Genomic DNA, 12595 nt, shown 5'->3' on the forward strand with positions numbered 1-12595 from the left:
GCGGGCACCGGGGAGACTTGCCCGCCAACTCCCCTCCGATGTTCACTCCTTCGGGTGGCGGGTCAGATGATGCGGGACCACTGCCCACCGGCACTGGGAGGGTCGGGAGCCGTACCGGGCGTACGCCGCGATTGACGGGACGTCACCCGGGCCCCAAATGGGTACACGAGTCAGGAATGCGAGCACCGGTGCAGAAGACGCGGCCGAGGCGCACAGGCAAGAAGACGGCCTCCAACTCCACAGAGGGTGGCGCCGTCGGCGACGCCACCGGCTCCACGGGCCGGGGCAGGACCGCCCATGTACGCAACCGGCTGATCGTGGCCGTGGCGGTCGTCGCGGCCTCCATCGCCGGAGCCGGGGCGCCCATGGTCCTGTCGGCCTCACAGCAACTGAATGATTCCCAGAATCTGGTGACGCTCGCCCAGCGCACCCAGCAGGCGCTGACCCTCGCGCACGCGCTGGCCGACGAGCGCGACGAGGTCACCTCCTACGTCGCCGCCGGCAGGCCCAAGGCCAAGGCGCCCTCCGAGCGGCGCAGCGCGCTGGTCGACCGCCAGGTCGACGAGCTGCGCGCGGACGCGGACGCCCCCGCCGCGCTGCTCGAGGACCTCGACGGCATCGCGACACTCAGGCGATCGGCGCTCACCGGGAAGAGCTCCGCCCTGGAGGCGCACCAGGCCTACTCCGGCGCCATCGCCGAACTCCACGCCCTCGCCGAGGACCTGGCCGACCGGATGCCGCCGCGCGCGGGCGCCGGTTCGCACGCCCTCGCCGAGCTGGACACCGCCGTCCAGCAGTCCGCCGCGGCCCGCGGACTGCTCCTGGCGGCCCTCGGCATCCCGCACACCACCCAGAGCGTCTACAACCCGGTCACGGGTCTGACGGACACCACGAACACCTCGTCGGCCGCCGACACCAAGCAGCGCGACGCGCTGAGCGCCGCCGCCCAGCAGGCGCGCCTCCGCTCCGACGCGGCCATCGCGGACTTCCGCGAGACCGCGCCCAAGCAGGCCGTGACGTCGTACGACTCCACGGTCACCGGCCCCGACGTCGGCTCCGCGGACAAGTACCTGGCCGACCTCACCGCGCAGCCGAAGCTCTCGGACTCCGCGCTCGGCACCGGCGTCAAGAAGCTCGACGCCGCCCTGTCGGCCCGGATCGAGCTGATGCGCGGAGCCGAGGCCTCCCTCAACGACCGCCGCACCAAGAACGTCGAAGCGCTGCGGGACGACGACGTCACCGCGCTGGAGCTCCGCGTCACCCTGCTCGGCATCCTGATGCTGGTCGCCGCCGGCATGACGATGGCCATGGCCCGCAGCCTGACCAGACCGCTCGCCGTCCTGCGCCTCGGCTCGGCCAGGCTCGCCGCCGACCCGGCCTCCGGAGAACCGGTCAAGTTCACCGGCCGCAACGACGAGTTCGCCCAGGTCGTCCGCTCCGTCAACGCACTGCACGCGCACGCCGCCGGCCTGCACGAGCGGATCGCCACCCTCGAGGGCGACCGCAAGCACCTCGTCGGCCAGCGCCAGCTGATGGCCGACGAGCGCGACCGGCTGCGCGCCGAACTCGCCGAGTCGGCGGCTCACCTGGAGCAGGTGCGCGGCACCATCCACAGCACCTTCGTGAACCTCGCGCTGCGCACCCTCGGTCTCGTCGAGCGCCAGCTCGGCGTGATCGAGGGCCTGGAGGAGCGCGAGCAGGACCCGGACCGCCTCTCCACCCTCTTCAAGCTCGACCACTTCGCCACCGTCATGCGGCGGCACAGCGAGAACCTCCTCGTTCTCGCGGGCGCCGAGCACGTCCAGCACCACGCGGGCCCGGTCCCGCTCGTCGATGTCGCCCGTGCCTCGGTCAGCGAGATCGAGCGGTACGAACGGGTGCGGATCGCCGCGCTGCCCCCGCACGCGCACATCGCCGGGTTCGCCGCCGACGACCTCAGCCACCTGGTGGCCGAACTCCTGGAGAACGCCACCTCGTTCTCGCCGCCCGACGTGCCCGTCGAACTCTCCGGCTGGCTGCTGGAGAGCGGTGACGTGATGCTCTCCGTGCAGGACGAGGGCATCGGCATGACCGACGACCGGATGAGGCACCTCAACGCCCGCCTCTCCGAGTTCGACCCGGAGGACACGTACGACCAGGAGAGCGGAGAGGGACTCGGGCTCGGCCTGTACGTCGTGGCCCGGCTCGCCCACCGGCACGGCGTACGGGTGAAGCTGCGCGAGCAGAAGCAGGGCGGGGTGGCCGCCGTGGTCGTCCTCCCGAAGGCGCTGCTCGCCGCCGCCCCCGCGTCCACCGTCCCCGCCTCCGTCCGGCTAGCCGGCGGAGCCCCCGCGGTGGCCCTGCCGGGCGCGGACGCCGAGGCCAACTCCAATGTGCTGCGCGGCCGTTCGGTCCTGCGCGCCTCGGTCGTGGCCTCGGCCCCGGCCGACGCCGAGGACCCGCTGATCGCGGCGGCCGAGGCGGCCCTCGAGGAGTCCGCCACCGAACCGGAGACGGTGCCCGAGCGGACGCAGGCCTCCGGGTCCGGGCCGGCCGTGCAGGCTCCGGTCATCCCGGCGCCCCGTGGGCCCGAGCCGGAACGCACCTCCGAGACGACGATGGAGCTGCTCCTCCCGGAGCTCGCCCCGCAGGCCCCCGCACGGGACGCCGCCGAGGAACCGGCCGCCACAGGCGTCACGACCGGCACCACGGGGACGGCCGACGCACCCGGCCCCGGATCCCCCGGGGCGGCCCGGGCACTCGCCGGGGACACCACGCCCGCCGGTGTCACGGAGACCCTCTCCCGCACGGACGGGACGGCCCCCGGTGTCACGGAGACCGCCTCCCACGCCGGCGAACCGGCCGCGGAGCGCGCTCCGGCGGCGGACGTCCCCCAGGGAACGGCCACCGAGGCACCCGCGGGGTCCGCGGCCGACGGCCCGGCCGCGGGTCCGGCGGCCGCCGACCCGTACGCCATCGGCCCCGACGACCACGAGCGTGTTCCCGACGAACACCCCAGGCTCACCGACAAGGGCCTGCCCAAACGCACACCGAAGATCTCCGCCCCCGCGACCGCACCGCGCCCCCGCGTGGGCGGCGTGGACGCCGACGCACTGCGCCGCAGGCTCGGCGGGTTCCACCGGGGCGCGGTCGAAGGCCGACGCGACGTGGAGGCCGAGATCGCGGACCGGACGGCGGAGACCCCCACGCCCGAAGGACAGACCCCGCCGGCCCCCGCACCCGCACACGCGCCCGCAGGACCCGCGTCCACCGGTCACCGGACCGACGCACAGGACGTAGAAGCATCGGGGGGCACAGCCGAGGAGGCAAGCAGTTGACCGCGACCAGTACCTTCGGCCTGAGCAGCGAAGCACGTAACCTGCACTGGCTGCTGACCAATCTCGTCGAGGAGGTGCCCGGCCTGCAGTCGGTCGCGGTCGTCTCCTCCGACGGCCTGCTCCTGCTCTCCTCCGACCCCGGCCACAACGCCGAGGCGAGGACGGCCGACAGCGCCCGGCCGAAGGGCCCCAAGGGCTCGTCGGCCGACCTCGCCACGATCGTCTCCGGCATCGGCAGCCTCACCCTCGGCGCCGCCAAGCTGATGGACAACGGCGGGGTCAAGCAGACCATGGTCGCGATGGACGAGGGCAGCCTCTTCGTCATGGCGATCAGCGACGGCTCGCTGCTCGGAGTGCACGGCTCCGCGGACTGCGACATGAGCGTCGTGGCGTACCACATGGCGCTCTTCGTCGGCCGGGCCGGACACGTCCTGACCCCCGAGCTGCGCATCGAGCTCCGAAAATCCCTCGAGGCCGACGCCCCCGGGAGTGCCTGATGACCGTGTCGAACGGCGTCAAGAAGCTCCCGGTCCGCGGCGGCGACCGCAAGCCCGCCCGGGTACGCCCCTATTCGCTCACCGGCGGACGTACACGCTTCGGCCACGTCCTGCTGGTGGAGACGTTCGTGGCCGCGCTGGAGGCCCCGGAGGCGCGCAAGGAGCTGACCAACGGCTCGCTCACCACCCGGGTCATGCCCGAGATGCGGGCCATCGTCGAACTCTGCCGCCGGATGCGGACCGTGGCGGAGATCGCCGCCCTCCTCAGGATGCCGCTCGGAGTGGTCCGCGTGCTCTTGAGTGATCTGGCGGACCAGGGAAAGATCCGCGTGTACGGAACAGGTCACGGCCCGGGACAGCCCGACCGTGCCCTGCTGGAAAGGGTGCTGAGTGGACTCCGCCGTCTCTGACGCCGAACCTGGCGTCGCCCCCCTCCTCGACGAAGAGGAGAACCTGAAAGCCTGGCAGACGGACCGCACGCGCGCGCCGATCGCCACGAAGATCGTGGTGGCCGGCGGCTTCGGCGTCGGCAAGACCACCCTCGTCACGTCCGTCTCGGAGATCACGCCTCTCCAGACGGAGGCCCTGATGACGCAGGCCAGCGAGGAGACCGACGACCTCACGGGTACGCCGGACAAGCTGACCACCACCGTGGCCATGGACTTCGGGCGCATCACGCTCGACGACGACCTGGTGCTCTACCTCTTCGGCACGCCGGGCCAGCAGCGGTTCTGGTTCATGTGGGACGACCTGGTGCGCGGCGCGATCGGCGCGGTGGTCCTCGCCGACACCCGCCGCCTCTCGGACTGCTTCCCGGCGCTCGACTACTTCGAGAGCTGCGGACTGCCGTACGTCGTCGCCGTCAACCACTTCGACGGCAGCGACGAGTTCGAGCCCGACGACGTGCGCGAAGCACTCACGGTGCCTTCACACATACCTGTCATGATCATGGACGCGCGTCGCCGGATCTCGGTCGTCGAGACCCTGCTCGCGCTCGTCGGCCACGCGCTCGAAGTCAGCCCCGAATAGGGACGCCCGAGAACTGGGAGAAACAACCCGCATGCGGAAGATACTCGTCGTGGGAGCCGGCCAGTCCGGACTCCAACTCGCCCTCGGACTCCAGTCGCACGGGTACGAGGTCACCCTGATGTCGAACCGGACGGCGGACGAGATCCGTTCCGGCCGGGTCATGTCGACGCAGTGCATGTTCGACACGGCGCTCCAGCACGAGCGCGATCTTCAGCTGAACTTCTGGGAGTCCCAGGCCCCGAAGATCGAAGGGCTCGGGGTCTCCGTCGCCGTCCCCGGCTCCTTCGACCCGGGCCCCTCGCAGCGTGCCATCGACTGGGTCGGCAAGCTCGACGGCTACGCGCAGTCGGTCGACCAGCGGGTCAAGATGGCGGGCTGGATGGAGACGTTCGCGCAGCGTGGCGGCCAGCTGGTCATCCACGGTGCCGCGGTCTCCGACCTCGACTACTTCTCCCGCGCCTACGACCTGGTGCTCGTCTCGGCGGGCAAGGGCGAGCTCGTCTCCATGTTCGGCCGTGACGCCTCCCGCTCCCCGTACGCCGAGCCGCAGCGCGCCCTCGCGGTGTCCTACGTGCACGGCCTGGGCCCGCGCCCGGAGCACCCGGACTACGACGCCGTCCGCTGCAACCTGGTCCCCGGTGTCGGCGAGCTCTTCATCATGCCGACGCTCACCACCTCGGGACGCGCCGACATCCTCTTCTGGGAGGGCATCCCCGGCGGCCCGCTCGACGTCTTCAACGGCGTCAAGGACCCCGCCGAGCACCTCTCCCTGACCCTGGAACTCATGGAGCGGTTCACGCCCTGGGAGTACGCGCGCGCCACCAACGTCGAACTGACCGACGCGGGCGGCACGTTGTCCGGACGGTACGCTCCCACGGTCCGCAACCCGATCGGCCGGCTGCCCGGCGGCGGACTGGTCCTCGGCGTCGCCGACGTCGTCGTGGCCAACGACCCGATCACCGGCCAGGGTTCCAACTCGGCGTCCAAGTGCGCCGCCGCCTACCTCGCCTCGATCGTCGAGCAGGGCGACAAGCCCTTCGACGAGGAGTGGATGCAGGCGACGTTCGACCGCTACTGGGACACCGCGCAGCACGTCACCAAGTGGACGAACGCGATGCTGGGCGTCCCGCCGGAGCACGTGCTCAACCTGATCGGAGCGGCGGGCCAGCTCCCGCCCGTGGCCGACCGGTTCGCCAACGGCTTCGACAACCCGGCCGACTTCGAGAACTTCTTCTTCGACCCCGAGAAGACGGCCGCCTACCTGGCGTCGGTCACCGGGGCCTGATGGCCATCTGACCTGCGGTCCAGCAGCCGTCACCTGTCGTAGCTCGCCGCCGTCGGTTCAACTGGGCCGACCCACGAACGGCCCACGGACGGCCCAGAGGTAACCCCTGGGCCGTCCGTTGCTGTACAGCGGTGCTGTACTACAGCTGTGCTGCACTACAGCGGTTCCGGAGCGACCGGCCGTCTTCGGGTGCGGGAACCGGCCACGCGTTCACCGCGTCCGGTCCAACTGGTACTGGAGGAAGGCGCAGGTGCGTATGACGAAGCCGGCCATCTCGCTCGGCAGCGGCCTGCTGGTTGTCGGGATCACCGCGGCCGTGTGGTGGAACTGGTTCAGCGAGCCCTACGCCCTGGCCGACGCGCCCAAGGTCGACGTGACGGTGCGCGCGGAAAAGTCCAGGTACCCCGACGTACAGGAGACGGCCGAGGACGTCGACACCCTCGTACGGGTCTACGTGCAGCGGCTCAAGGACGGAGACGCGAAGGGAATCGCCGATCTGGCCGGCCCCGCTTTCAAGCAGCCCGGGCCCACCGCGGCCGAGTACGTGCGCGAGTACGGCCGGGCGGCGGGCGGCCCCGTCGAAGTCACCGTGCTGGAGGGAGTCGTCGACTACTTCAACCCGGTGACGGTGACGTACAAGGAAACCGGTCAGCGGCAGGAACTGCTGCTGGTGAAGGACGACGGACACTGGTGGATAGGCCTCGGCGACGGCGACCCCGCGGCGGGCATGCGGCCCTGACGAGGACGCTAGTCGCAGCCGGGCGGGTTCTTCCTGGCCGGCACGAACTGCAGCGTGGGCATCCCGGCCGCGTCGAAGTTCGCCGTGTCCGGGCCGATCAGGGTCATATAGCCGGCGAGCGTCTGGGCGTACGGTGAGGACCGCTTCCCCCGGACCTGCTCGACACCGGGGAAGACCGTGTCGAGGACCCACCAACGCCCGCCGAACCTGGCCCACTTGATCCCACAGTGCGTATAGAGGTCGTACGGGTACGGCTTGTGCCGCACGGGCTTCGCGGGCCCTTCTTTCCAGTGGCCCCCTTCCGCGGTGCGGGCGGGCAGGGTGGGGCCGCGGTACCCCTCGGAGGCCGGGGTGTCGGTCGGGGACGAACAGCCGGTGAGCATCAGCCCGGCGCTCAGCAGCAGGACGGCGGTTCGGCGCGATGTCTTCATGGTCCCAGGACGCCCGAGGTCCGCGGTCCGTTCGATTCCCGCAGGACGTAGAGCGTCCGGCCCGGCGAAACGGGTCCCACCTCCCGCCCGTCCGGCGCCTTCCACTACCTCGGTTCGGTCACCGGAGAGGCCGAGGCGTAGCCCTCGTCGGATCCGTCCGTGGCGCCCTCGGGGAACTCCGGCGGCGTGTAGTGCCGCAAGGGCTCCCCGTCCGGGTCCGGGCGTACGGCACCCAGCAGCGGGTTGGCCGCGATGGGGGACACCTTGATCCTCGCCCCCGGCCGCGGGGCCTGCACCACCATCCCCTCGCCGAGATAGAGGGCGACGTGCGTGGCCTCGGGGAAGTAGATCACCAGATCACCGGGACGCAGCTTGTCCAGCGGGACCCTCGGAAGCTCGGCCCACTGCTCCTGGCTGGTGCGGGGGATGGGCCGGCCGGCCCGCTCCCAGGCCTGTGACGTCAGCCCCGAGCAGTCGAAGGTCTTCGGCCCCTCCGCACCCCACTCGTACGGCTTCCCGACCTGCTCGACGGCGTAGCGCAACGCTTCCTCGCCCTCCCGCGTGGGCGGCCGCACGCTGCTGAGGGCGCCGGACGCCATGATCTTCCTCTGGGCCGTGTCCGTTCCCGACTTCTCCATCCGGTCCAGTTCGGCGATCTGTTCCGCGGTCAGCGAGGCGAGCAGCCGCTGCACGTCGTCGAGACGCTCGCGCACCTCGTCCCGCTCCTTCTGCCGGCGTGCGGCGAGGGAGAGCTGTGCGTCCAGCGCCTTGCGGGCCGCGCGCGCGAGCTCGTCGGCCCGCTTCTCGCGGCCTGTGACCCGCCGCACGGTCTGGGCCCGCTCCAGCGACAACTGCCTGATCAGGTGCCCCTGGTCGAGGGCGTGCTGCGGATCCCGGGCGAGCAGCAGCCGTACGTACGGGGAGATCTCGTCCCCGCTCTGGTACTGCTGCCGGGCCAGCCGTCCGGCGGCGACCCGGCTGTCCTCCAGCGACAGACGGGCCCTGGCGAGGCGGGCGTCGAGCCCTGCGACCTCCGCGCGCTGCTTCTTCAGTTTCTCGGCGGTCCCGTTGTACGTCTCGGTGGCGCGTTCGGCGTCCCGGTAGAGCCGCTGAAGATCCGTCAGCAACGAGGTGACGGGCCGCTGGGCGTCGGTGCCGGAGGCCGGGCCGGGCTCGGGGGCGGCCACCGCGGGCGTGGAGGAGAGGAGCACCCCGACCGCCACCGCCCCCGTGCAGACCAGACGCAGAAGCCTTCCTGACATGCCGTCACCTCCGTTGCCGGGGCGGCCGGTCCGCCACCCGTTTCGCACCGGCAGGATCGGGCCGCCGCATCCCGGGCGCGCGCCGGAAGAGCGCTTCGGCCCAAGAAGGTCACCCGTCGGCGTTGCCGCCCGGCGTGGCGCCGCCGCCCCCGCCCTTGTGCGTGCCCGGGGACCAGGGCAGCTTGAACCGGCGCTCCGACGCGTCGCCCTCGGGGGCGTACTCGTACTTCCACCCCTGATGCAGACCGAGCCGCTTGCTGGTGGCAGCCTGGACGCGCCGGTAGACCAGAACGGTGGACTTGCCGCCGTCCGGGTCGGGCACCGGGATCCGGTACGTCTTCGGCGGGTGGCCGGTGATCCCGAGCAGGACCGGCAGGACGCGCCCGTCCAGCGGGCCGCCGACAAAGGGGGTGTCTTCGCTCTTCACCGGACCAGTGTCACAGCAGGTGGCCCGCATTCTCGACAACGGGCAGCACCCGCCGGACCAGCGCCCCCGCGAGGCCGTCGGGGCGCTCCATCGCGAGCGCGGCCCGGACCACCGCGGCGGTCTGCGGATCGCTCCCGGCGCTCGCCGCGAGCGCCGCCGTGAACTGCTCGACGAGCCAGTCCCGCAGCTCGTCCAGCGGCGGTTCCTTGTCCTCGTCGAGCCAGATCAGCGAGGCGGCCTCCACGGCCGTGATCCACATCCGTACGGTCATCCGCAGCCGGGGCCCGGGATCCTGCACCGCCAGATGATCGAGAATGTGCTCCGCCGCGGCCCGGCGGACTCCGTCGACTATGGCCGTGGTCCGCGAGGTCTCGATGACGCTGCCGCCCTGGAGCAGGGCGCTGAATCCGGCGTCGTGCTGGTCCACGAACGCGAGGTACCGGTCGAGGGCCCGGGACAGCCGCTCGGTCAGCGGTCCCTCCGGGGGCTCCGCGAAGCACTGCTCCAGCTCCTCGGCGGCGGACCGCAGGGCAGCCTCGTACAACTGCTGCTTGCCGCCGGGGAAATACCGGTACACGAGCGGCCGCGACACCCCGGCCGCCTCCGCCACATCGTCCAGTGAGACCTCCTCGGGGACCCGCTGGGCGAACAGGGACAGCGCGGCTTCGAGCAGCTGACTGCGCCGCTCCTCGACACTGAGCCGACGGTAAGCGGGGGTGGAAGCCTGCGAGGTCATGTCCGGCAGCGTAACCGCCCGTCCGCACACCCTCGCGAACAGCGCGGAAGAGCGGACACCGAGGCCGGTCCGGGGCCCGAGCCCCGTACCACCCGCAGTAGCCGCCGTACACGCGAGGGCCGCCGGTCCGGGAGCCGTCCGGGAGTCGCTTCAGGCCAGCAGTCCCGACGACTTCCACAGCCGCCGCCCGGCCCCCCGCAGCACCCCGATGTCGTCCAGGAAGTCCGTCAGCTTCCTGGCCCCGGTCTGCATCACGTCCCGCCGGTGCCCACTGGCCTTCACCTGGGCCATGGCCTCGCGCTTGTCGAGCCCGACGTTCGTGTAGACCTCGGGGTTGACGAAGGCCACCGAGAACACGCGGGCGAACTCGCCCGAGGTGACCCGGGTGAACTCCTGCGACCACCGCGGCGCGGTGAGCATCTGCCGCCGCAACTCCTCCCGGGCGTACCGGACATGGCGCGCCTCCTCCACCACGTGGATCCGGGTGACCCCCCGGACGAGGGTCTGCACCCGCTCGTCCGGGAACGTCAGCCGCTGCATCCAGTCGAGGATCTCCTCACCGAGCAGTGTCGCCGTGAAGGACCCCGGAGTGGTCGAGACGGTCTTGAACAGCCGTCCCAGATGCTGATGCGCCCGGCTCACCGGGTAGTACGGCGTGCCCCCGCGCGTGATCAGCCGCGCGAACATCTTCGAGTGCCGGCACTCGTCCTCGATCTCGGTCAGCGCGTACCGCACGTGCGCGCTCGTCGCCGCCTTGTCGTAGATGTGCCGCACCAGCAGCTGCATCAGGATGATCTCGAACCAGATGCCCAGCGAGGCCAGCGCGGCCGCCTCGTGCCGGGACAGCGCGATCCGCTGCTCCTCGCCCATCTTCCGCCACAGCGGGGTGTCGTACAGCGACACCAGCTCGGGCGGCCAGAACCACTTGCCCTCCTCGAAGGGCGCGTCCCAGTCGAGTTCCTTGTCGGGGTCGAAGGAGTGCTTGGCGGAGGAGTCGAGGAGGCGCTCGGCCACCTGCTCCCGGTCCTTGAGCAGACCGAGCGCGTCACGGAGCACATCGGCCTCGGGCACCGTCGTCATGGCTGTTCCCACCTCGTCGTACGGGATCTCTATGGGTTACCGGCGGTCATCACTTATGAGACTGCTTGTCAGCAAGCTCGTCAATCCCCCGTGCCGGACTTGTTGACGGCGCGTCTACTCCGTGTGAGCCTGCGAAGTATGCCGACGCATGAGCTGTACGCCGCGGACTCGGGAGATCCCCACTGGCAGATACCGGCCTCGGGGGCGGCCCGCTTCAGCTGGGAGTACGACGACGGTCGTGACCGGCTGCTCGCTCTCTACCAGAAGGGCAAGGACAAGCAGTGGGACGGCCAGAAGCGCATCGACTGGGGCCTGGAGGTCGATCCCCTCGATCCGCTCGGCACCCCCGACGAGGCGATGACCCTGTACGGCACCCCGTACTGGACGAAGATGACCGACCGGGACAAGGGTGAACTGCGCAAGCACTACGCCTCCTGGCAGTTCAGCCAGTTCCTGCACGGCGAACAGGGCGCGATGGTCTGCGCGGCGCGCATCGTCGAATCGGTCCCCGACCTCGACGCCAAGTTCTACTCGGCCACCCAGACCATGGACGAGGCCCGGCACGCGGAGGTCTACTCCCGCTTCCTGCACGAGAAGATCGGGATGCTCTACCCGATCAACGACAACCTCCAGTCCCTCCTCGGCGACACCCTGCGCGACTCGCGCTGGGACATGCCGTACCTGGGCATGCAGGTCCTGATCGAGGGCCTGGCGCTGGCCGCCTTCGGGATGATCAGGGACACCACCGACAAGCCGTTGCCGAAGCAGATCCTGTCGTACGTGATGCAGGACGAGGCCCGCCATGTCGCCTTCGGCCGCATGGCCCTGCGCGACTACTACCGGCAGCTCTCCGACGCCGAACTCCGCGAACGCGAGGAATTCGTGATCGAGGGCTGCTACCTGATGCGGGACCGGCTGCGCGGGGTCGAGGTCCTGGAGAACTTCGGCATTCCGAAGGCGGAGGCCGAGGAGTTCAGCGAGAACTCCGAATTCCTGTACCTCTTCCGCCGGTTGCTCTTCAGCCGCATCGTCCCGTGCGTCAAGGACATCGGCCTGTGGGGCGAACGCCTCCAGCGCGCCTACGTGGACATGGGCGTCTTCGACATGGGCGACTCCAACCTCGACCTCCTGATGGCCCAGGACGAGGAGATGGCCGAACAACTGGACGCGGAACGGTTCGCGGCCGAGGAGAGGGAACGCGTGGCGGAGGTCGGGAACACGATCGACGAGGGGCGCGGGAGCCTGTGATCACCCCGCCGGCGGGAAGGAGGTCCGCAGGCTGAAGGCGTGCGGCGTGGGTCCGTGTTCGCGCAGGTGGAGGAGGCGGGACTCGGCTTCCGTGACCGTGGGACGATGGGCGGCCGGAACCCACCACAGTGCGGTCACCGCCTCCTCCAGCCGTTCGAACCACTCACGGCGCCGTGCCATCAGCTCGCGGTGCCGGCCCTGGTACATGAACGCCGTCAGCGCGTTCGTGTCCCGCCAGGTGGACATGTTGATGATCGTCCACGCGTCGCCGAGAACGCGGAAGTCCGTGGCGTCACCGGAGTCGTCCTGCAGACGCCAGACGAATCCGTCCGCCGCGTCCGCGACGGCGTTCACGGGTTCGAGAGCTTCCACGAAACCTTTCAACTGAGGGGAATCCAGAGGGGCCTTGAGGCGGGCGACGTTGACCTGGGCGAGCTCGAACGAGGCTGTCGGCGAAGTCATGGCCGAACGGTAGGTCGGCCGGGAGGAACGGCACAGCCCCCGTCTCACGAAGTGGGCGACCCGAACGGAACCGGGGCGAGGC

General features: G+C 70.8%; 13 protein-coding genes. 7 read left to right on the plus strand and 6 right to left on the minus strand.

Translation table 11 applies throughout. From position 1 onward, the window contains the following. The first annotated feature begins 188 nt into the window (after positions 1 to 188). From ACFYW9_RS01665 to ACFYW9_RS01690, 6 genes are all read left to right on the plus strand, one after another. Entirely contained in the window at positions 189 to 3317 is a 3129-nt protein-coding gene (locus tag ACFYW9_RS01665) for a nitrate- and nitrite sensing domain-containing protein (protein WP_389143214.1), read from the plus strand. Further along, a complete protein-coding gene (locus tag ACFYW9_RS01670) occupies positions 3314 to 3814 on the plus strand; it encodes a roadblock/LC7 domain-containing protein (RefSeq protein ID WP_351859334.1) in 501 nt (166 codons plus the stop codon). Before ACFYW9_RS01665 ends, ACFYW9_RS01670 begins: the two co-directional genes overlap by 4 nt. Further along, entirely contained in the window at positions 3814 to 4224 is a 411-nt protein-coding gene (locus tag ACFYW9_RS01675; RefSeq protein WP_326785542.1) for a DUF742 domain-containing protein, read from the plus strand. Before ACFYW9_RS01670 ends, ACFYW9_RS01675 begins: the two co-directional genes overlap by 1 nt. Then, positions 4205 to 4843: an ATP/GTP-binding protein gene (locus ACFYW9_RS01680; RefSeq protein ID WP_328671385.1), complete on the plus strand. Its 639-nt coding sequence runs from the start codon at positions 4205 to 4207 to the stop codon at positions 4841 to 4843. Before ACFYW9_RS01675 ends, ACFYW9_RS01680 begins: the two co-directional genes overlap by 20 nt. Positions 4844 to 4874: 31 nt before the next feature. Continuing rightward, positions 4875 to 6128, plus strand: a complete 1254-nt coding sequence (locus ACFYW9_RS01685) for a styrene monooxygenase/indole monooxygenase family protein (protein WP_389143219.1) — start codon at positions 4875 to 4877, stop codon at positions 6126 to 6128. Positions 6129 to 6384: 256 nt separating this feature from the next. Further along, entirely contained in the window at positions 6385 to 6867 is a 483-nt protein-coding gene (locus tag ACFYW9_RS01690; protein WP_389143222.1) for a hypothetical protein, read from the plus strand. A gap of 8 nt (positions 6868 to 6875) precedes the next feature. Here the strand turns inward: ACFYW9_RS01690 and ACFYW9_RS01695 are convergent, their stop codons facing one another. From ACFYW9_RS01695 to ACFYW9_RS01715, 5 genes are all read right to left on the minus strand, one after another. Beyond that, positions 6876 to 7298, minus strand: coding sequence for a hypothetical protein (locus tag ACFYW9_RS01695; protein WP_389143225.1), 423 nt, complete (start codon positions 7296 to 7298; stop codon positions 6876 to 6878). Between the two features lie 104 nt (positions 7299 to 7402). Beyond that, complete coding sequence (locus ACFYW9_RS01700; RefSeq protein WP_389143228.1) at positions 7403 to 8560, minus strand: NlpC/P60 family protein; 1158 nt, start codon at positions 8558 to 8560, stop codon at positions 7403 to 7405. 109 nt (positions 8561 to 8669) lie between these two features. Further along, positions 8670 to 9017, minus strand: coding sequence for a hypothetical protein (locus ACFYW9_RS01705; protein ID WP_351859352.1), 348 nt, complete (start codon positions 9015 to 9017; stop codon positions 8670 to 8672). After that, positions 8998 to 9723: a TetR/AcrR family transcriptional regulator gene (locus ACFYW9_RS01710; RefSeq protein ID WP_351859354.1), complete on the minus strand. Its 726-nt coding sequence runs from the start codon at positions 9721 to 9723 to the stop codon at positions 8998 to 9000. The genes ACFYW9_RS01705 and ACFYW9_RS01710 overlap by 20 nt, the downstream gene beginning before the upstream one ends. 150 nt (positions 9724 to 9873) lie before the next feature. Next, complete coding sequence (locus ACFYW9_RS01715; RefSeq protein ID WP_389143233.1) at positions 9874 to 10803, minus strand: diiron oxygenase; 930 nt, start codon at positions 10801 to 10803, stop codon at positions 9874 to 9876. 138 nt (positions 10804 to 10941) lie between these two features. Here ACFYW9_RS01715 and ACFYW9_RS01720 point away from each other — a divergent pair, with 138 nt between their 5' ends. Continuing rightward, positions 10942 to 12051, plus strand: coding sequence for a ferritin-like domain-containing protein (locus ACFYW9_RS01720; RefSeq protein ID WP_389143236.1), 1110 nt, complete (start codon positions 10942 to 10944; stop codon positions 12049 to 12051). Here ACFYW9_RS01720 and ACFYW9_RS01725 read toward each other — a convergent pair whose 3' ends face one another. Next, on the minus strand, positions 12052 to 12513 hold the full coding sequence (locus tag ACFYW9_RS01725) for a DUF3291 domain-containing protein (RefSeq protein WP_389143239.1): 462 nt from the start codon (positions 12511 to 12513) through the stop codon (positions 12052 to 12054). It lies immediately after the preceding gene. Positions 12514 to 12595 lie beyond the last annotated feature (82 nt).

Origin of the sequence: Streptomyces sp. NPDC002698, assembly GCF_042888945.1 — a bacterium.
Classification (GTDB): Bacteria; Actinomycetota; Actinomycetes; order Streptomycetales; family Streptomycetaceae; genus Streptomyces.